Source organism: Hydrogenophaga atypica (genome assembly GCF_042665215.1).
GTDB classification, from domain to species: domain Bacteria; phylum Pseudomonadota; class Gammaproteobacteria; order Burkholderiales; family Burkholderiaceae_C; genus Hydrogenophaga; species Hydrogenophaga defluvii_A.
In genome coordinates this window covers 25,769-44,776 of record NZ_JBHTCA010000001.1, presented here as the reverse complement: position 1 = coordinate 44,776, position 19,008 = coordinate 25,769, and the positions used below count along the sequence as shown (strand labels likewise).

The window sequence follows — 19,008 nt, the reverse complement described above, 5'->3', positions numbered from 1 at the left end:
ATGTGCCCCTCTCCACCTTGGTTTCACCATCCCGAACGCCGCCTGCTGGCGGGAGTCCTCGGCCTGCTCTGGTCGGTGCTGGCTGGCGGCTGCGCGACGACGACTGCGCCGCCCGCGCCTGATGCCATCGAGGAAGTCTCGGCCGCGCCCGAACCCGAGACGCCCGAGTACATCCCCGTTGTGCGCTACGGTCGCTACACGCTGGTCGAGCTAGCGCCCACGGCGGCGCAGCGGGACCTGCTGTTGCAGACCATCGACGTATCCATGCCCGAAGATGCCCGCGCCACCGTCGGCGATGGGCTGCGGCATGTACTCAAGCGCAGCGGTTACGGCCTGTGCCAGACGGCGCACGCGGTAATCGAGCTGTATGCGCTGCCGCTGCCGGCGGCGCACCTGCACCTCGGCCCCATGACCTTGCGCGATGCGCTGCTCACACTGGCTGGCCCGGCCTGGGAACTGCACGCGGATGATCGCGCACGGCAGATTTGCTTCGAGCGCCCCGGCGACAGCGCGGCTATCGAACCCGCATCCGAGCCACCCGCCGCCGAGGCGGTGCAGACGTTCCCGCTGGAGCCTTCGGTTTCGGGAGGCCAGCCATGAACGCCCCGCAGGCTTCCCGGCGCCCGGCCGCCGCCGTGGTGGTGCAGAGCCTTCTATGGCTCTGGCTGATCGGCCTCAGCGTCTTCGTAGCCTTGGGCTACCAGACCATGAACGACCAGGCCGACCAGGAACGGCTCGATTCCCGCCTGCAACGCCTGGAAGCCCGGTCGGCGGGCCTGGTCGAGTCGATCGAGGCCATCCAGCAGCGTCCGGCCGTCGCAACGGCGGCAGACCTCAAAGACACCCGCCAAGTCTTGGAAGCACGCGCAGCCCAGGTTGAGAAAACGCTGAGCGGCTATGCCGCTGCCGACGACCTTCAGGCGCTGCGCGCGGAGGTCGAGCAGATCAAGGCGCGCCAGACCGCTGCGCCCGTTCCGCGCGCCGCCGCACCCGCCCAGCCGCGCGCATCGGGCAAGGCCGCCGCCAAGCCCGAACCGCCGCCGCTTCCGTTCCGCGTCGTCGGCGCCGAATTGCGCGCTGGCCAGCGCAGCGTGTCCGTCGCGCCGAGCAGCGCGGACTTCACGCCCGACCAGCTTCAGGTGCTGCTGCCAGGTGATGCGCTCGGCCCGTGGCGCTTACAGGCGATTGAGGGCAACACCGCCGTGTTCCAGGCCGGCGACCAGACCCGTCGCGTGGCGATTCCCTGACCGGAGCACACCACATGAAGCCGTCGATCATCCTTTCCGCGCTCCTGCTGGCATCCGCCCAGTTGCCCGCCTGGGCGCAGCAGCCGGCCACCGCCCCGGCCCGCAATGCGCAGAGCCAGGAGCGTCCGCTGGTCACCCGAACCCCGGGCGACCAGGTAGCAAGCGGGTGGGGCCTGCAACCGCAGGAATGGACGCGCTATCGCGAGTTGATGGACGGGCCGCTAGGCATCTACTCGCCCAACTTGGACCCGCTGTCCGCCCTGGGTATCGAGGCCCGCACCGACGAGGAACGGCGGCGCTACGCAGAACTGCAGGTGCAAATCGAAGCGCGCCGCGTCGAGAAGCTGCTTGCCTATCAACGTGCCTATGACGAAGCCTGGCAGCGCCTGAACCCCGACATGCAACGGGTGAACCTGCCTGACGACAAGCCCAGCGCCGGCGCAGTGCGCGGCAGCGGCCGCATGGCAGTGTTCGTCAAGGACGGCTGCGTGGCCTGCGGACAGCTCGTGCAGCGCCTGCAATCCTCGGGTACCGAGTTCGACCTGTACATGGTCGGCAGCCGCCAGGACGACGCGCGCATCCGCGACTGGGCCAAGCGCGCACAGATCGACGCGGCACGGGTGCGTAGCGGCAGCATCACGCTCAACCACGACGGCGGCCGCTGGCTGTCGCTGGGCCTGCCCGGCGATTTGCCTGCGGTCGTGCGCGAAGTGAACGGCCAATGGCAGCGCCAACCCTGACGGCGCCGTTGCGCGCTCTGGTGCTCGCTGCTGGCCTCTGCGCCTGCGCCGCCCAGGCGCAGGAGGTTCCGCCACCGGCCTACCAGCTTGCCGCCCAGCGCGCGGGCATTCCCTCGACGGTGCTCTACGCCGTGGCCTTGCAGGAGAGCGGCATCCGGCGCAACGAGCGCATCGTCCCGTGGCCGTGGTCCCTCAACGTCGCCGGCCAATCGCGCCGCTATGCGACCCGCGCCGACGCCTGCGCCGGTTTGCAGCAGGCCATGCGCTCCACGCCGAACACGCGCATCGACGCGGGTCTGGGCCAGATCAACCTCGGCTACCACCAGCAGCGCTACGCCAGCGCATGCGATCTGCTCGACCCGTACCGCAATCTCGCCATCGCCGCCGAGATCCTGAAAGAACAGCACACCCCCGGCGAGGACTGGCTGGTGGCGATCGGCCGTTACCACCGCCCCGCGGGTGGCGAGCCCGCCGCCCGCTATCGGCGCAGCGTGTCCCGCCACCTCGCGCGCGTGCAGGGCGCGCGCGCAACCGCCGCGGTCCTCGCCGCGCGCCAGGAGACCTCCCCATGACGAAATCCCATCTGGCCCATCTCGCGGCAAAGGGCCTGCTCGTGCTGCTGGCGGGTCTGCCGCTGGTCTCGCGTGCCGGCGAGCCGCTGATCGTGGTCGAAGACCGTGGCGGCACGTCGGCGCTACCGTACTACGAATCCCTGAACCTCCAGCCGCGCGCCAACGCTCCGGCCCGGTCGCCGATCCCGACGCCTCAGATCCCGGCCACGCCGGCGGACGAGGCCGCGATGCTGCCGGTGCGCAGCACCAAGCTCACGCCCGGCACCGTCACGCGGCGGGTGATCGAAGCCCCGGGCCTGCGTCCCTTCGTGGTCGTGGGCGACGACGAGGCTTCCCAGGCCTGGTTGCACCGCCATGCAGCCTCATTGCGCGAGCGCGGCGCGGTCGGTCTGGTGGTCAACGTCGAGACCGTTCAGGGCCTGGCGCGGCTGCGCACACGGGTGCCCGGCGTCCCCCTCGCACCCGTGTCCGGCGACGACTTGGCCGAGCGCTTGGGCCTGCGGCACTACCCGGCGCTAGTCACGGCCACCGGCATCGAGCAATGAAGCCATGTCGGGGAAACAGCCGGTCGAGGTTCTGCTTCGCCCAGCGGTGGAGCTATATACCGTCGCGGCGTGTGCAGGCGCCGCGTTTCTGTCCCTGGTGGCCCCGTGGTCGCTCGCGCTGAGCCCCGCCATGGGTGTCGGCAGCGCGCTGGCGTTCGGAGCCTATGGCGCGATCCGCTACCGCGATGCCCGCGTCATCCTGCGCTACCGGCGCAACATCCGTCGCCTGCCGCGCTACGTGATGACCAGCAAGGACGTGCCGGTCAGCCAGCAACGTCTGTTTGTGGGACGCGGCTTTCTGTGGGAGCAGAAACACACCCATAGGCTCATGCAGACGTACCGGCCAGAGTTTCGGCGCTACGTCGAGCCGACGCCGGCCTATCGGCTGGCCCGGCGCCTGGAGGAACGGCTGGAGTTCGCGCCGTTCCCGCTGTCCCGGCTATCGAAACTCACCGGCTGGGACGTGCCTTTCAATCCGGTGCGGCCGCTGCCGCCAGTGGGCGGCCTGCCGCGCCTGCACGGCATCGAACCCGACGAGGTGGACGTCAGCCTGCCGCTGGGTGAGCGCGTGGGCCACTCCTTGGTTTTGGGAACGACAAGGGTGGGCAAAACACGTTTGGCCGAACTCTTCGTCACTCAAGACATCCGCCGGAGGAACGCCGCGGGCGAACACGAGGTCGTGATCGTCATCGACCCCAAAGGAGATGCTGATCTCCTGAAGCGGATGTATGTCGAGGCCAAGCGCGCGGGCCGCGAAGGCGAGTTCTATGTCTTCCATTTGGGGTGGCCGGACATTTCGGCACGCTACAACGCCGTAGGCCGATTCGGTCGCATCTCGGAAGTCGCCACCCGCATCGCGGGGCAGCTCTCCGGCGAAGGCAACAGCGCAGCCTTCAGGGAATTCGCGTGGCGCTTCGTCAACATCATTGCCCGCGCCTTGGTGGAACTGGGGCAGCGCCCGGACTACATGCTGATCCAGCGGCACGTCATCAACATCGACGCGCTGTTCATCGAGTACGCCCAGCACTACTTCGCCAAGACCGAGCCCAAAGCCTGGGAGGTGATCGTCCAGATCGAGGCCAAGCTCAACGAGAAGAACATCCCGCGCAACATGATTGGGCGCGAGAAGCGCGTGGTGGCGCTGGAGCAGTACCTGTCACAAGCCCGCAACTACGACCCTGTGCTGGACGGTTTGCGCTCTGCCGTGCGGTACGACAAGACGTATTTCGACAAGATCGTCGCCAGCCTCTTGCCTCTGCTGGAAAAGCTCACGAGCGGCAAGATCGCGCAGCTCCTGGCCCCGAACTATTCCGACCTGGCCGACCCGCGCCCGATCTTCGATTGGATGCAGGTCATCCGAAAGCGCGCAGTCGTCTATGTGGGCCTGGACGCGCTATCCGATGCCGAGGTCGCCGCAGCGGTCGGCAACTCGATGTTCAGCGATCTCGTTTCGGTGGCAGGCCATATCTACAAGCACGGGATCGATGACGGCCTGCCGGGCGCATCGGCTGGCACGCGCGTGCCGATCAACGTCCACGCGGATGAATTCAATGAACTGATGGGTGACGAGTTCGTGCCGCTGATCAACAAAGGCGGCGGCGCCGGTCTGCAGGTCACCGCGTACACGCAGACGCTTTCGGACATCGAGGCCCGTATCGGGAACCGCGCCAAAGCGGGTCAAGTGATTGGCAATTTCAACAATCTGTTCATGCTGAGGGTCAGGGAGACGGCCACCGCCGAACTGCTGACCCGGCAATTGCCGAAGGTCGAGGTCTATACGACCACCATCGTCTCCGGCGCGACCGACAGCTCGGACATCCGCGGCGCGACGGACTTCACCAGCAACACGCAGGACCGCATCAGCATGTCCAGCGTGCCGATGATCGAGCCGTCGCACGTCGTCGCCTTACCCAAGGGCCAATGTTTCGCATTGTTGCAGGGCGGCCAGCTTTGGAAGGTTCGCATGCCGCTGCCGGCACCGGACCCCGATGAGGTCATGCCGCAGGATCTGCAACAACTGGCGGGCTACATGCGCCAGAGCTACAGCGAGGCCACGCAGTGGTGGGAGTTCACCAGTTCCCCGGCGTTGCAGGACGGGGCCTTGCCCGACGACCTGCTGGATGATGCCGCTGCGGCCGAACCTGGCCCGGTGGCCACCGACGACAGCGCCGGCAATGAGGCCTCGCCATGAAGGATGCCGCCTCGACCGCGCAGCGGGAGCAGAACCAGCGCCAAGGCCTGATCGTCGGCACCATCACCTTGCCGTTCCGGCTGCTGGGGGTGCTGATCGGCTCGCTGCTGTTCTCCATTGTCGTGGAGTGCGTCGGAATGCACCTGTTCTGGAAGGACGAGGGCTGGCGACACTCCCAGCAGATGTTGCAGTACGAGTTGGGGCACCTGTCCAACCACTTCACGCGCAGCGTGGTCGTGCAGGAACCGGGGCGCACGGCGCACGAGCTGGTGGATACCGGATACGAATGGGTGTTCGTGCGCTCGGGCTTGCTGGAGCGCATGAGCCAGACCGCCGAGCGCGCCCGTGCACCCAGCCACGGGCAGACACGCAACTTTCGCTACTACATCAGCCAGGCCTATGTCTGGACCGAGAGCTACCTGATCGCCGCAGCCTTCACGACGCTGACCTTCCTTGTGCGCCTGCTGGTCCTGGTGCTCACGTTGCCGCTGATCTTCACTGCGGCGTTCGTCGGCCTGATCGACGGCCTAGTGCGGAGGGACGTGCGGCGCTTCGGTGCGGGCCGGGAATCGGGCTTCATCTACCACCGCGCGAAAGCCAGCCTGATGCCGCTGGCTGTGCTGCCCTGGGTCACGTACCTGGCGCTGCCGATCTCGGTGCATCCGCTGGTGATCCTGCTGCCGAGCGCCGCCTTGCTGGGACTGGCCGTGAGCCTGACCGCAGGCAGTTTCAAGAAGTACCTGTAACCCCTTCGGGTCTGCCAACGGCGTCAGCATGAATTACATCAACGCACTGCGCTGGCGCCCACTCAGTTTACGAACCCCGTAGTGCAAGCGTAGCTGCTCTGCCTGGCGCCTTTGTCCTTGCCAAGAAAAGTCGCTGTTGGGCAGTGGAGAAAGAAGGACCTCCGTAGGCATCTCGATGCCTTGCACCATCGCATCGTCAAAGACCCATGCGATCGGATGTCGCCAGTAGTAGCACCGCTCGGACAGGAGCCAGAAATACGTTGGCGCGAATAGCGCCAAGACTGCGAGTGCTGTGAGCGTCAGAAGGAACATAGGGCTTGCGAGTATTGAGTGAGTCACTTCCCGATCGGGGAGTCTATATCTCCCATAAATCCGGTCATCCGCGGGTTCCTATTGTTTGCGGCCTAAAGCAGCCCTGATCTCCACGATCGAGCCATTGCTGATCACACAGGAATGGCGCGATGGTGGCTTCAACCTGGCTGCGTGCCGCGCATCGCGGCGTGCCCACTTTTCTCGTGACGGCCCTCCTGCTGGGCCAGTCCCCGATGGCGTTGGCCGAGCCCCCCGCGCAGCGCCAGGAATTGGTCGCGGCGCTGCGCCAACTCGACGCGCTGGAGCGCACCGTCGCCGACAGCGCCGCGCATGCTCCCGTCCAGCCGGGCGAGCGCTACCACTTCGATTACCCGCGGCTGCTGGCTGACCTAGCGCGCGTGCGCGCCGGCATCCAGGCGCACCTCTTTCCTTCGCGTGCTCAGCCGCGCGACCCCGCCGAACTGGCCGGCGACTACCGCACCGAGCGGGCCGTCGAGCCATCGCCGACGACCGCGGAGGCCAAGCCATGAACGGCGCCCAGGTCTCGGCATTTCAAGCCAACAGCGGCATCGCGCCTTCCGCGATGGCGACCGTCTTGGTCGGCGTCGTGTTCGCGGTCCTGCTCGTCTGGGGCGTCTGGGCCATCCGAACGGCCTACGTGGGGTGGTCCGAGAGCCGCCTCAACCAGCGCCAGTTCCTCGGCGTCTGCATCCGCTTCGTCGCGATGTACCTCGTCCTGAGTTTCTTCCTCCTCTCCTGACCTGAAAGGCCTGACCATGCAAAACCGCATCCTCACTTCCCGTTTTGTCCAGCGCGCCACCGTGGCTCTGGGCGCCGCCGCGCTGCCCGCGCTGTCGTTCGCGCAGGGGTTGCCGCAACTGGAGAACCCGACCCGCGGCACGGGCAACGGCATCATGGAAACGATCAGGAACTACGGCTACGACATCATCATGCTCGTGGCCCTGCTGGTTGTGGCGTCGATGTTCATTGGCGTGTGCTACCACGCCTACGGCACCTACGCGGAAATCCACACTGGTCGCAAAACCTGGGGCCAATTCGGCCTCACGGTCGCCATCGGCGCGGTGCTGCTCGTGATCGGCATCTGGCTGCTCACCGAAGCCACCGGCATCCTGTAAGGCGAGGCCGGTATGTCCGAGCAGCAGCACGTCCGTGCTGACGGGACGGTCACGTTCCTTCCGCACCGGCTCAACCGCCATCCCGTTGTCGTGCGCGGCCTCACCGCCGACGAGCTGTGGATCTGCTGCGGCCTGTCCGGCGCCGCCGGCCTGCTGGTCGGTGCGCCGCTGTCTTGGGTGTTCCGCACGATCGCGCTCGCGCCCACGTTCGTCGTGCTGGGCGTGGCCTTCGGCGTGTTCATCGGGGGCGGCATCCTGCGTCGCCTCAAGCGTGGGCGTCCCGACACCTGGCTGTATCGGCAACTCCAGTGGCGCATCGCCACGCGCTATCCGCTGGTGGCGGGCTGGGTGGGCGGCCATGTGCTGATCTCACGCTCCGGCTTCTGGACCACCCGAAGGTCTGCTGCAAGGGGGGCACGATGAGCCGCTTCAAGAACGAGATCACCCATCTGCAGGCGCACATCAAGACGCTTCGCCTGGGTGCTGGCGCGCTGGTCATCGTCGCCCTGGTCATGGGCGGCGGCTGGTGGAGCGCTCCGCGCGACCTGACCATCCACGTCCCGCCTGATCTGCGCTCCGGCAGTACCCGCAAGTGGTGGGAAGTGCCGCCCGAATCGGTCTATGCGTTCACGTTCTACGTGTTTCAGACCCTCAACCGCTGGCCGACGAATGGCGAAGAGGACTATGCGCGTAATCTCCACACGCTCTCGCCGTACCTCACCCCATCCTGCCAGGCCTTCCTGCGGGCGGACTACGACTATCGCCGCTCCACGGGCGAGCTGCGTCAGCGCGTGCGCGGCATCTACGAAATCCCCGGTCGCGGCTACGGTGACGACCCCGCGGCGCGCGTGCGCGTGGTGTCCGACCGCGACTGGGTGGTGACGCTGGACATCACCGCAGACGAGTACTACGGGGCGGAACAAGTCAAGCGGGCTTTGGTGCGCTACCCCGTGAAAGTCACGCGAGTGGACATCGATCCCGCTCGCAATCCGTTTGGCCTGGCGCTCGACTGCTACGAGGGTGCGCCCCAGCGCATCAGCACACCGGAGCCGTCGCGCCCGGCACCTGGCGGCCTGTCTCCGCAAGCGCCTCAAGGAGAAACCCCATGAAACACCTTGTACTCGCACTGCTGGGGCTGCTGGCCGTCGCCTCGGCTCCTTTTGCCCAGGCCGTGGAGATCCTTCGCTGGGAACGCATGCCCCTGGCCGTGCCCCTGCGTGTCGGGCAGGAGCGCGTCGTGTTTATCAACCGGAACGTCCGCGTGGGCGTGCCCGCGGGCGTCGGCGAGCGCTTGCGGGTGCAGAGTGCGGGCGGCGCGGTGTACCTGCGCGCGAGCGAGCCGATCGAGCCCACACGGCTGCAATTGCAGGATGCCGACACGGGCGCGCTGATTCTGCTCGATATCGCGGCCGAGCCGGCCAAGGTCGGCGAAGCCGAGTTGGAGCCGGTGCGCATCGTCGAGGGCGACAGCGCCCCGACGCGCTATGGCGATCAAGCCGACGGAGCAGACGACGCCCCGGCGCGCGCCCAGGACCAGGCAGGCGCGCGGGCAGCGCGGCGTGAAACCCCGGTTCCGGTCGTGCTGACGCGCTTCGCCGCGCAGAACCTCTACGCACCGCTGCGCACCGTGGAGCCGCTGCCGGGCGTCATGCGGGTGAACCTGCGCCGCGATCTCGACCTCGGCACGCTGGCGCCGACGCTGCCGGTGCGCGCAGTTGCGCTCGCCTCGTGGCGTCTGGAAGACCAGTGGGTCACAGCCGTGCGCCTCACCAATAGCAGCGGCGGCTGGATCACCCTCGACCCGCGCGTGTTGCAGGGCGATTTCCTCACCGCCACCTTCCAGCACGAAGCACTCGGCCCGCGCGGGACGCCAGAGGACACGACCGTCCTGTACTTGGTGACGCGGGGGCACGGCCTCGCGCAATCGCTGCTGCCGGCGATCAACCGCTTCGACCCAGCCGTGCATCTGCCGCAGCCCGAAGCCGAGGCCACCGACGACAAGGAGGCCCGCCATGCGCAGTAACGGACTCCTGAAGTGGTTAATGATCCCCGTGGCCCTGCTGGTGCTGTTCGTCGCCATCCGGCTGTTTTCGGGTGGAGGCTCGTCGGCGCCGCCCGCTGCGGATGCCGGCGCCAAGCTCACGCCGGAGGAGATGAAGGCGCTGGGCATCGAGGGCGATACCCCCCGCGATACCGTGGCGACGCTCGTGGCGCAAGTGAAGCAGTTGCGCACCGAACTGCAGACGGCGCTGTCCGACAACAAGTCCCAGCGCGAAGAGAACCAGCGCCTGCGCCAACGCGAGAACTCGATCGACCAGCGCATCAATTCGGCGCTGGAGACCGAGCGCTCCAACCTGCGCCGCGACCAGCAGCAGGCAGCCAGCGAACGCCAGCAGACCGAGGGACTGCTCGCCGACCTGCAGCGGCGCCTGGAAGGCATCGGCGGGCGCGGCGGCGGCCACGCCGATCTACCCGTGGGCCTGGGGCTGCGTAACGGCGACGAGGCAGGCATGGAAGGCGGCGTGCGCTGGGTCGAGCCGGACGACGCGAAGCCCGCTGATGGGCGTAACGGCAGTCGCGGCACGGGTGGCGGCATGAGCTTTCCGACGAGCTTCGGCCCCGCGCAGAGCACGCTGGAAACCACGGCACAAACCGTGGCGAACGCGGGCGCCCGCGCCGCAGGCGTCAAGAGCGCCAAGCCGGTCTATACGGTGCCGACCAACTCGACGCTGATGGGATCGGTGGCAATGACGGCGCTGATCGGCCGCGTGCCGATCGACGGTACGGTCAACGATCCGTATCCGTTCAAAGTCCTGGTCGGTCCCGACAATCTCACGGCAAACGGTATCGACATTCCCGACGTGGCGGGCGCCGTGTTTTCCGGCACGGCCTCGGGCGACTGGACGCTCTCTTGCGTGCGCGGCCAGGTGCGCAGCATCACCTTTGTGTTCCATGACGGGACCATTCGGACGATTCCCGAAGACCGCGACGGCAACCAGCAGAACAACCAGCAGCAGAACTCTCAAAGTGGGGGCCTGGGCTGGATCAGCGACCCGTATGGCATTCCTTGCGTCAGCGGAGAGCGGCGCAGCAACGCCCAGCAGTACCTCGGCTCACAGGCGCTGATCACCGCGGCGGGTGCCGGCGTCGCCTCGCTCATCGACAGCGACAGCGGTCAGATGTCCTACGTGGGCGCCGATGGCTCCATCGGAAGCGTCGGCATCTCGGGCAACGAAGCCGTGGGCCGCATCCTGGCCGGCGGCGTTCGGGACATGGCCGATTGGGTGAACAAGTTGTACGGCCAGGCCTTCGCCGCCGTCTATGTCCAACCCGGCGCAAAGGTCGCCGTCCACCTCGAAAAGCCGCTCGCCATCGATTTCGATCCCGAAGGTCGCAAGGTCGATCACCGTGCAGGAGAAAGCCATGCTCTCGAACTTGAATAAGGGCCTGGCGCTGGCCCTTGCCGTCGCGGTGCTCGGCGGCTGCGCCACCAGCAAGGAAAAGCTGCTGCCCCACGGCGACAGCACGATGATGGACATCTGGCAGCAGAACGCCGGTGACGGCGGCGGTGGCGCCGGCCAGGTGGCACGCAGGCAATTGCTCGACGCGCGCCAGAGCCTGCGCCGGCCGCTGACCGAGATGGATGTACAGGCCGCGCCCGCCGAGCAGATGCGCTACACGCGCACAGCGCGCAACGAGGTCTATCGCCAGTTCCAGCGCCTGCCGAATCCCGACCTGGTGATGTACGTGTACCCGCACCTGGCAGGCACGGACCCGGTGCCCGTGCCGGGCTATACGACGGTTTTTCCCTTGTACCAGCGCGTGCAGTACGCCATGCCGGGCGAGCGCGTGGAGGACTACTGATGCGCTGGAAACTCCCCTGGCACAAGTCGGCCGCGCCGAAGCTGGCCGCATCCGGCGCAGGCGATGACGAGCGGCCGGAGGGCTGGCAACGCCACGTCGAGGCCTTGCGCCAGGCCGGCATCCCAGAACCCGGCACGGCGGTCCATGGCCGCAGGCCGGCGACCGTGGCCGACGAGCAGGCGCTGTACGACGTCGCGCCGTCGTTCGCGGAATTCCTGCCCTGGGTGGAGTTCCTGCCCGATTCGAAGTCCATGCTGCTGGAAGACGGGCAATCGGTCGCGGCATTCTACGAGCTGGTGCCGCTGGGCACCGAGGGCCGGGAACCCGGCTGGCTCGCGCATGCCCGCGACGCCTTGGAGAACGCGCTCCAGGACTCGTTCGATGAACTGGACGAGAACCCCTGGGTACTCCAGCTCTACGCCCAGGACGAACCCAGCTTCGACCAGTACATGCAGACCCTGCGCGACTACGTGCAGCCGCGCGCCCGCAATACGGCTTTCACCGAGTTCTACCTTCGCTTCTTCGGACACCACCTGCGCGCGGTAGCGAAGCCGGGCGGGCTGTTCGAGGACACGGTGGTCACGCGGCTGCGTTGGCGCGGCCAGACGCGGCGCGTGCGCATGGTCGTCTATCGCCGGGCCACCGGGCAGGCGAGCCGCCGCGGCCAGACGCCCGAGCAGATGCTGAACATCGTCTGTGATCGCCTGTGTGGCGGGCTGGCGAACGCCGGCATCCAGGCCCGGCGCATGGTCGCGGCCGACGTCCATGACTGGCTACTGCGGTGGTTTAACCCGCGTCCCACGCTGCTCGGCCCTGGGGTCGAGGATCGCGAACGCTTCTATGCGCTGGCACGCTACCCCGACGAGACAGAAGACGGTGAGATCGAGCTGGCGAGCGGACGGGATTTCAGCCAGCGGCTTTTCTTCAGCCAGCCACGTTCGGACGCGGAGCACGGCACCTGGCACTTCGACGGCATGCCGCACCGTGTGCTGATCACCGACCGGCTGCGCATGCCGCCCGGCACGGGACATCTAACCGGCGAGACCCGCAAGGGCGATGCGATCAACACGCTGTTCGACCAGATGCCGGAAGACACCTTGCTTTGTCTCACGATGGTTGCCACGCCCCAGGATGTCCTGGAATCGGATCTGAACCACCTGGCGAAGAAGGCCGTGGGCGAGACGCTGGCGTCGGAGCAGACGCTCAAGGACGTGCATGAAGCCCGCTCGCTGATCGGCAGCGCGCACAAGCTCTACCGGGGCACGCTGGCGTTCTACCTGCGCGGGCGCGACGAGGCGGAACTGGATCGGCGCGGCCTGGACCTGGCGAACGTGATGCTCAACGCTGGTTTGCAGCCGGTGCGAGAGGATGATGAGGTGGCGCCGCTCAACAGCTACCTGCGCTGGCTGCCGTGCTGCTACAACCCCGGCAAGGATCGGCGCCGGTGGTACACGCAACTGATGTTCGCCCAGCACGCGGCAAACCTGTCGCCGGTGTGGGGCCGTGCCCAGGGTACGGGGCATCCAGGCATCACGATGTTCAACCGCGGCGGCGGGCCGATCACCTTCGATCCGCTCAATCGCCTGGACCGGCAGATGAACGCCCACCTGTTCCTGTTCGGCCCGACGGGTTCCGGCAAATCGGCCACGCTCAACAATCTGCTGAACCAGGTCACGGCCATTTATCGGCCGCGCCTCTTCATCGTGGAAGCCGGCAATAGCTTCGGCTTGTTCAGCGACTTCGCCAGGCGCCTGGGCCTGACCGTGAATCGGGTCAAGCTGGCCCCCGGATCGGGCATCAGCCTAGCGCCGTTCGCCGACGCGCGCCGGCTGATCGAAACGCCCAGCGATGTGCAAACGCTCGATGCCGATGCGCTGGACGAAGACCTGCCACCCGATGCCTCAGCCATGGAGGCGGACGAACAGCGCGACGTGCTGGGCGAACTGGAGATCACGGCGCGGCTGATGATCACTGGCGGCGAGGACAAGGAGGAAGCCAGGATGACGCGCGCCGACCGCTCGCTGATCCGCCAGTGCATCCTCGACGCCGCCGAGCACTGCGTGGCCGAGAAGCGCACGGTGCTCACGCGCGACGTGCGCAATGCGCTGCGCACCCGCGGCCAGGACCCGACGTTGCCCGAGATGCGGCGCGTGCGGCTGCTGGAGATGGCGGACGCGATGGACATGTTCTGCCAAGGCACGGACGGCGAGATGTTCGACCGCGACGGCACGCCGTGGCCCGAGGCCGACATCACGCTGGTGGATCTCGCGACCTATGCCCGTGAGGGCTACAACGCGCAGCTCTCGATCGCGTACATCAGCCTCATCAGCACGGTGAACAACATCGCGGAGCGTGACCAGTATCTCGGCCGCCCGATCATCAACGTGACCGACGAAGGCCACATCATCACGAAGAACCCGCTGCTCGCGCCGTATGTCGTGAAAATTACAAAAATGTGGCGCAAGTTGGGCGCCTGGTTCTGGCTGGCGACGCAAAACATCGACGATCTGCCGCGCGCCGCAGAGCCCATGCTCAACATGATCGAGTGGTGGATCTGCCTGTCGATGCCGCCGGACGAGGTGGAGAAGATCGCACGATTCCGCGAACTCTCGCCGGCGCAGAAGGCGCTGATGCTTTCGGCACGCAAGGAAGCGGGCAAGTTCACCGAGGGCGTCATCCTCTCCAAGAGCATGGAGGTGCTCTTCCGCGCCGTGCCGCCGAGCCTGTATCTCGCGCTCGCGCAGACCGAACCCGAAGAGAAGGCCGAGCGCTACCAGCTCATGCAGCAGCACGGCGTCAGCGAGTTGGATGCCGCCTTCAAGGTGGCCGAGAAGATCGACCGGGCACGCGGCATCGAGTCGCCGGCCCTGGCCCTGCCCTGAATCTGCCGTGCACCGGAGAACGCCATGGAACAGAAACGCTCATCCATTCCGATGCAGGTCCAGGCGTTCCGCCGTCGGCGCTGGCGGGCCCGCTGGCCATGGGCGTTAGGCGCAGTGCTGGTTGCGCTGCTGCTGATCTGGCTCGTGTCCCGTTCGCCAGGCGAGTCCACGCCCCAAACCTCGGCGCCTGTCAGCGAGACGCAGGTGGCCGGGCCTCCTTGGCAGATGGGCAACCCGGCAGGTCGTTTCACGCTGACGCTCTACGCGGACCTCGAATGCCCGTTCTGCCGGTCCTATTTCCCTGTCCTCAAGCGTTGGGTAGCCGGCAATGCGGACGTGGCCTTGCAATGGCACCACCTGCCGTTGGCCGCGCATGAGCCGGCCGCGTCCGCCGAAGCGCGCTTGGTGGAATGCGCGGGCGAAGCCGGCGGCCATCCCGCCTTCTGGCAGGCTGTCGAGTGGGTCTATGTCCACACACACAGCGACGGCCAGGGCTTGCCCGAAGACCTGCGCCACCCCGCCCTGACGCCAGCCATCGAACAGTGCATTGCGAGCGAGCGGCCCGACGCGGCGATTCGTACCCAAACTGCGGAAGCCACGAACAGCGGCGTGACCGCCACGCCGTCGCTGCGGCTGCACGATCGCGAAACCGGCAAGGCGATCCTGCTGCAGGGCCCGATCGAGGGCGATGCCTTGCTGTCGGCCATGGACATGCTCGCGGCCGGCGATCCCGCCGCCACACCCACATCGGAAATGCCTGCCGACGTCGTCGGCGACATGCCCAGGTAGCCCCGGTCTTCAAGGCTACGGCGCAGTCCGCTGCGCTGACCACAACCCCGTTCGCCTCGCATCCTGGCCGCGAACGATCACCGCTGCCGCGGTGATGGATGCACCTTGTTCGTTCCCCAGGAGGGCTTGCCCTCCCAGGGCGAGTGCCCTCCGATCTCACCGTCTGGAGGTTCGCCATGTCTTTCGCCGTCAATGACTCCTGCCTGGAGTCGCTTTCCGCCATCGCTGCCCAACACGAGGACTGGATCATCCAGCAAGCCATCGTGCTGCTGGAGAGACGGGTCTTCAAAGCTGGACCGTGCCTCAGCCAACCGGCCGCTGTACGGGACTACCTGCGTCTGAAACTGGTCGCTGAGCCCAATGAGATATTCGCCGCTGTGTTCCTGGACAGCCTGCACCAGGTGCTGGCCTACGAGCCGCTGTTCAGGGGCACGATCAACGCGACTTCGGTCTATCCGCGTGTCGTCGTGCAGCGTGTGCTGGAGTTGAATGCCGCCGCGGTGGTCTTCGCCCACCAGCATCCTTCGGGCGTCTCCGAGCCGTCCAGCGCGGATCGCATGCTGACCCAGCAACTGCAAGCCGCGCTGGCGCTCATCGATGTGCGGGTACTGGACCACATCATCGTCGGCCAGGGTGCCCCGTTCTCCTTTGCGGAATCCGGCCTGCTGTAGCAATGGCACCGGCTCCTTGATCCACGCGGAGGCTTCGGCCTCCGCTTTTCATTGGCGCAAGACAAGCAGGTATGCGGGCAGTCCGCGATGCGCATTGTTTGTTGGGGCCGCATGGCGTTCGGCGTTTGACTATGGCCCTTGACAACTCTTGGGGGCGCTCGACATGCCAGCATCTTCATCCAGGTTCGCATCGGGCTGGCGAACCCTTGGCCTGGCCGTTGCGCTGCCGGCTTCCCTGGCCGTGTTCAGCCCGGCCAGCTTCGCCGCCGATGTGGTGGTCATCACCGACAGCCGTCACCCGGTCAGGACCATGGGTGGCGAGCAGCTGATCGAGCTGGATGAAGCGCCCCGGATCGAAGCGGAGCTTTCTGCGGCGCTGCCCGCCGATCCCGGACAGGCAACAGCCATCGTGAAGCGCCGGCTGAGCCAGGGGGGCGCTGACCTCCAGCGTCGCATCGCCACCGCATACCAGGGCGTTGCCGACGCATGGAGCCTGGGCATCACCACCATTCCGGCTGTCGTGGTGGATCAGCGCTACGTGGTCTATGGCGAGCCTGACGTGGCCCGCGCCATCGCGCGCATCGAACAGCACCGGAGGGCCGAACCGTGATCCGCTCATTCGACCTTCTGCGCCGCATGCGGGCTGCCGTCACCTCCGTGCTGCTGCTCAGCGCCACGGGCAGCTACGCCCTGAACACGGCGACCATCGTGGGTTCAGTGGCTTCGCCCGATTGCCTGGAGTACCGGGTGGTGGGTATCTGCTACTGGCTCTACTGCACCTGGACCGGCTGCACGGTGCGCACGTCCGTCAAGGTCAGGCACTACATCCCCGATGCGGTGGTTTCGTCCTACTCGAACACCGGCGAGAACCCCTGGGTCGAAGTGCGCGCCATGAGCACGCCCAACCCTTCGGCCCAGGCCGGCGGGGACGGCACCACCAATGAAGATCACGAAAACAATCTCGCGAAGTTCAAGAACGCGGACGTCATCGGCCACCCCGGCGTCGAGGTGTTCAACCAGTTCGTCTCGTCCTCGGGCTATTTCTGCGAGGGCGCAGGCACGGCCTTCATGCCGTACCTGCTCAGTACGCTGGACACGCCGGCCTGGCGCTACAACGTACCGGAGATGGTGTACCCGGAGGCATTGATCCCGGGCATGCGCGAGGTCGGCGCGCGCTCGACCCTGAACCTCTGGGGCAACGTCTATCCGCGCGGCGGCTTCCTGCACCAGACGGACGACCACAAGGCCGGTGCCGTGGTGGCCCAACGGGCCGGCGATGTGGTCACGCGCCGCGGGCAGATCCACGTCTATCAGCCGCTGCTCGCCAACTCCCGCGATGGCTACTGGCCGGCCGGCGCGCTGATGGAGGGCGATGCCTCGACCGGCAAGTGGCAGGAACTCACGCCCGTCCTGTCCTCGTCCTGCACGGTCTTCCCGCGCAACGGCTTCCTGACACAGGCCCAACAAGGCGACTACGCCTGGGCGTTGTGGCGGCCCTATGCGTGCTGCGAACGCCGGGGCCAGGTGTTCCTCGGCAGCGTCGATTTCTATTGAGGGTACGGCGATGAAGCGTCCTGAACTGATGAACCCATCCGCCAAGGTTCGCCGCCCGCTGCGCCCCACGGCGCTAGCCGGCGCGCTCGCCCTGGTCTGTGGCCTCGCGTGGGCGCAGGCCGGCTTCCAGACCAGCGGCCCCGTCATCGGCGATGAGGTCATGTACTCGATCGGCGGTGGCAGTGCGGTGTCCATGGGCCGCGCCGCTGGCATGCGTTCGATCGGGGTCGGCCTGGGTTGGAACAGCAACCTCATCTGCGGCGACATGAGCATCCAGACCACGCTGCGCAATCAGCTCAATGGGATCACGAATGGGTTCCAGCAGATCATGAGCAACGTGATCCAGAGCGCGACCAGTGCCGTGGCATCGCTGCCGGCGCTGATCATCCAGCGTGCCGATCCGGGGCTGTACAACCTGCTGACCAATGGTGTGCTGCAGGCGAGGCTGGATTTCGACCGCTCCAAGCTGACGTGTCGCGCGATGGCCGAGAAGATGGCCGAGACGGCGGGCGGCCAGCTCGGATGGAGCCAGATGGCGGAAGGCATGGCGCTGCGCGATGCGGTGTCGAGCACGGATGCCGTATCGGCGATCGAGCAGGCCGAGACGCGCCGCGGCAACGACGGCGTGCCCTGGGTGGGCGGCAGCAATGCCGGCGGCGCGGGCCAGTCGGCCATCCGGGTGGTCGGTGACGTGACGCGGGCGGGCTACAACCTGGTCAACGGGCGCAGCGTGACTGACACGTCCTCCATCGCGCCCGCCAGTTGCGCGAGCCTGTCCTGCCAGACCTGGACGTCGCCGCAGCAGGCGACCGAATGGGCGACGCGGGTTCTCGGGGAACAGGTACAGCGCACGTGTGATTCCTGCACCAAGACCGAGACCGTGCCTGGCGTCGGGCTGACGCCGCTGATCCAGGAGGAGTACGAGACCAAGCTGGAGGCCTTGCAGGAACTGGTCTCTGGGACGCGCAACACGACGTTCGAGAACCTGCATGCAGCCGGCAGCACCTCGCTGCCCATTACACGCGGCGTCATCGAGGCGCTGCGCGACGAGCCAGACCAAGACCTGCTGGCGCGACGTCTCGCGTCCGAGGTCGCGTTGTCGTCCGTGCTGGAGAAGGCATTGCTGCTCCAGCGGACCCTGCTGACCGGCAAGAAGGAACCCAACGTGGCGGCCAACCAGTTGGCGGTCGAGGCCGTGAACCACGAGAGCGACACGCTCGATCAGGAGATCCGCAACCTCAAGACCGAACTTGAACTGCGGCGCGAACTGGCGAACAACTCGCCCATGGCCATCATCCAGCGCCACGGGACGCGCGCGGCCGGCTCGCGCGGCATCTACGAAGGCGACCCGGTGCCCGACCGCCTCGATCGGTTGCAGCGGGGCAACCCGGGAGGCACGCCATGAACGCGGCCTGGCTGCGCCCGCGCTGGCTTTTCAGCCGGCGCGCGGCAAAGGCGCTGCTCCTGGCGGTGGTCATCATCGCCGCGGCCGTGGGCGCCAATCTCGTCGGCATCTACCTCGTCGGCAGCGTTGCCGGCTGGGAGCGGTGGCTGGCTGCCAGCGCGGGCTACTTCCTGGTGTGGCGGCTGTGCCTGTACGGCGCGACGGTCTATGGCTGGGTCTGGATGCGCCGCCGGCTGCTGGCCCGCGAGGAAGACGCGCAAGCGCGGCGACGCCTGGTGCGCAGCGAGATCGCCGGCGTCGTCGCCATCGTGGCGCTGGAAGCCAGCCTGCTGATGCAGAGCTGAAGAGGGAGCC

The 19,008-nt window shown here is 67.1% G+C and carries 22 protein-coding genes; all 22 read left to right on the top strand.

Features of this window, described 5'->3' with window-relative positions:
- The 22 genes from pilL2 (at nt 1) to ACFQPB_RS00115 (ending at nt 18,998) form a co-directional block, all read left to right on the top strand.
- A complete protein-coding gene (gene pilL2 / locus ACFQPB_RS00220; protein WP_247735701.1) occupies nt 1-600 on the top strand; it encodes a PFGI-1 class ICE element type IV pilus protein PilL2 in 600 nt (199 codons plus the stop codon).
- A complete protein-coding gene (locus ACFQPB_RS00215; RefSeq protein ID WP_247735639.1) occupies nt 597-1,247 on the top strand; it encodes a hypothetical protein in 651 nt (216 codons plus the stop codon). Before pilL2 ends, ACFQPB_RS00215 begins: the two co-directional genes overlap by 4 nt.
- Before the next feature lie 14 nt (nt 1,248-1,261).
- The gene (locus ACFQPB_RS00210) at nt 1,262-1,987 is read left to right on the top strand and encodes a TIGR03759 family integrating conjugative element protein (protein ID WP_066126875.1); all 726 of its coding nucleotides are present in this window, start codon (nt 1,262-1,264) and stop codon (nt 1,985-1,987) included.
- Nucleotides 1,969-2,559 (top strand): transglycosylase SLT domain-containing protein, encoded by a 591-nt coding sequence (locus tag ACFQPB_RS00205; protein ID WP_247735638.1) that lies wholly within the window; start codon nt 1,969-1,971, stop codon nt 2,557-2,559. Before ACFQPB_RS00210 ends, ACFQPB_RS00205 begins: the two co-directional genes overlap by 19 nt.
- Nucleotides 2,556-3,104, top strand: a complete 549-nt coding sequence (locus tag ACFQPB_RS00200) for an integrating conjugative element protein (RefSeq protein ID WP_247735637.1) — start codon at nt 2,556-2,558, stop codon at nt 3,102-3,104. The genes ACFQPB_RS00205 and ACFQPB_RS00200 overlap by 4 nt, the downstream gene beginning before the upstream one ends.
- Nucleotides 3,105-3,108: 4 nt before the next feature.
- Nucleotides 3,109-5,295, top strand: coding sequence for a type IV conjugative transfer system coupling protein TraD (gene traD, locus ACFQPB_RS00195; protein WP_247735636.1), 2,187 nt, complete (start codon nt 3,109-3,111; stop codon nt 5,293-5,295).
- Nucleotides 5,292-6,041 (top strand): TIGR03747 family integrating conjugative element membrane protein, encoded by a 750-nt coding sequence (locus tag ACFQPB_RS00190; protein WP_247735635.1) that lies wholly within the window; start codon nt 5,292-5,294, stop codon nt 6,039-6,041. The genes traD and ACFQPB_RS00190 overlap by 4 nt, the downstream gene beginning before the upstream one ends.
- 461 nt (nt 6,042-6,502) lie before the next feature.
- Nucleotides 6,503-6,883 carry an integrative conjugative element protein, RAQPRD family gene (locus ACFQPB_RS00185; RefSeq protein ID WP_247735634.1) on the top strand — a complete coding sequence of 127 codons (381 nt, stop codon included), beginning with the start codon at nt 6,503-6,505 and terminating at the stop codon, nt 6,881-6,883.
- Entirely contained in the window at nt 6,880-7,113 is a 234-nt protein-coding gene (locus ACFQPB_RS00180) for a TIGR03758 family integrating conjugative element protein (RefSeq protein WP_003050225.1), read from the top strand. Before ACFQPB_RS00185 ends, ACFQPB_RS00180 begins: the two co-directional genes overlap by 4 nt.
- Nucleotides 7,114-7,129: 16 nt before the next feature.
- Nucleotides 7,130-7,489 (top strand): TIGR03745 family integrating conjugative element membrane protein, encoded by a 360-nt coding sequence (locus ACFQPB_RS00175; protein ID WP_009876604.1) that lies wholly within the window; start codon nt 7,130-7,132, stop codon nt 7,487-7,489.
- A 12-nt stretch (nt 7,490-7,501) separates the two neighbouring features.
- Nucleotides 7,502-7,912: a TIGR03750 family conjugal transfer protein gene (locus tag ACFQPB_RS00170; protein ID WP_003158639.1), complete on the top strand. Its 411-nt coding sequence runs from the start codon at nt 7,502-7,504 to the stop codon at nt 7,910-7,912.
- Complete coding sequence (locus ACFQPB_RS00165; protein ID WP_247735633.1) at nt 7,909-8,598, top strand: PFL_4703 family integrating conjugative element protein; 690 nt, start codon at nt 7,909-7,911, stop codon at nt 8,596-8,598. The genes ACFQPB_RS00170 and ACFQPB_RS00165 overlap by 4 nt, the downstream gene beginning before the upstream one ends.
- On the top strand, nt 8,595-9,512 hold the full coding sequence (locus ACFQPB_RS00160) for a TIGR03749 family integrating conjugative element protein (protein ID WP_247735632.1): 918 nt from the start codon (nt 8,595-8,597) through the stop codon (nt 9,510-9,512). The genes ACFQPB_RS00165 and ACFQPB_RS00160 overlap by 4 nt, the downstream gene beginning before the upstream one ends.
- On the top strand, nt 9,502-10,932 hold the full coding sequence (locus ACFQPB_RS00155; RefSeq protein WP_247735631.1) for a TIGR03752 family integrating conjugative element protein: 1,431 nt from the start codon (nt 9,502-9,504) through the stop codon (nt 10,930-10,932). Before ACFQPB_RS00160 ends, ACFQPB_RS00155 begins: the two co-directional genes overlap by 11 nt.
- Nucleotides 10,913-11,353 carry a TIGR03751 family conjugal transfer lipoprotein gene (locus ACFQPB_RS00150; RefSeq protein ID WP_003158644.1) on the top strand — a complete coding sequence of 147 codons (441 nt, stop codon included), beginning with the start codon at nt 10,913-10,915 and terminating at the stop codon, nt 11,351-11,353. The genes ACFQPB_RS00155 and ACFQPB_RS00150 overlap by 20 nt, the downstream gene beginning before the upstream one ends.
- On the top strand, nt 11,353-14,235 hold the full coding sequence (locus ACFQPB_RS00145) for a conjugative transfer ATPase (RefSeq protein ID WP_247735630.1): 2,883 nt from the start codon (nt 11,353-11,355) through the stop codon (nt 14,233-14,235). Before ACFQPB_RS00150 ends, ACFQPB_RS00145 begins: the two co-directional genes overlap by 1 nt.
- Before the next feature lie 24 nt (nt 14,236-14,259).
- Complete coding sequence (locus ACFQPB_RS00140) at nt 14,260-15,024, top strand: DsbA family protein (RefSeq protein WP_003050104.1); 765 nt, start codon at nt 14,260-14,262, stop codon at nt 15,022-15,024.
- Between the two features lie 176 nt (nt 15,025-15,200).
- Nucleotides 15,201-15,695: a JAB domain-containing protein gene (locus ACFQPB_RS00135; RefSeq protein ID WP_003050103.1), complete on the top strand. Its 495-nt coding sequence runs from the start codon at nt 15,201-15,203 to the stop codon at nt 15,693-15,695.
- A 163-nt stretch (nt 15,696-15,858) separates the two neighbouring features.
- Nucleotides 15,859-16,305 carry a TIGR03757 family integrating conjugative element protein gene (locus tag ACFQPB_RS00130; protein ID WP_087747799.1) on the top strand — a complete coding sequence of 149 codons (447 nt, stop codon included), beginning with the start codon at nt 15,859-15,861 and terminating at the stop codon, nt 16,303-16,305.
- The gene (locus ACFQPB_RS00125) at nt 16,302-17,249 is read left to right on the top strand and encodes a TIGR03756 family integrating conjugative element protein (RefSeq protein WP_003050097.1); all 948 of its coding nucleotides are present in this window, start codon (nt 16,302-16,304) and stop codon (nt 17,247-17,249) included. The genes ACFQPB_RS00130 and ACFQPB_RS00125 overlap by 4 nt, the downstream gene beginning before the upstream one ends.
- Nucleotides 17,250-17,259: 10 nt before the next feature.
- On the top strand, nt 17,260-18,654 hold the full coding sequence (locus ACFQPB_RS00120) for an integrating conjugative element protein (RefSeq protein WP_003050095.1): 1,395 nt from the start codon (nt 17,260-17,262) through the stop codon (nt 18,652-18,654).
- Nucleotides 18,651-18,998, top strand: a complete 348-nt coding sequence (locus ACFQPB_RS00115; protein ID WP_003050094.1) for a hypothetical protein — start codon at nt 18,651-18,653, stop codon at nt 18,996-18,998. The genes ACFQPB_RS00120 and ACFQPB_RS00115 overlap by 4 nt, the downstream gene beginning before the upstream one ends.
- The last annotated feature ends 10 nt before the right edge of the window (nt 18,999-19,008 follow it).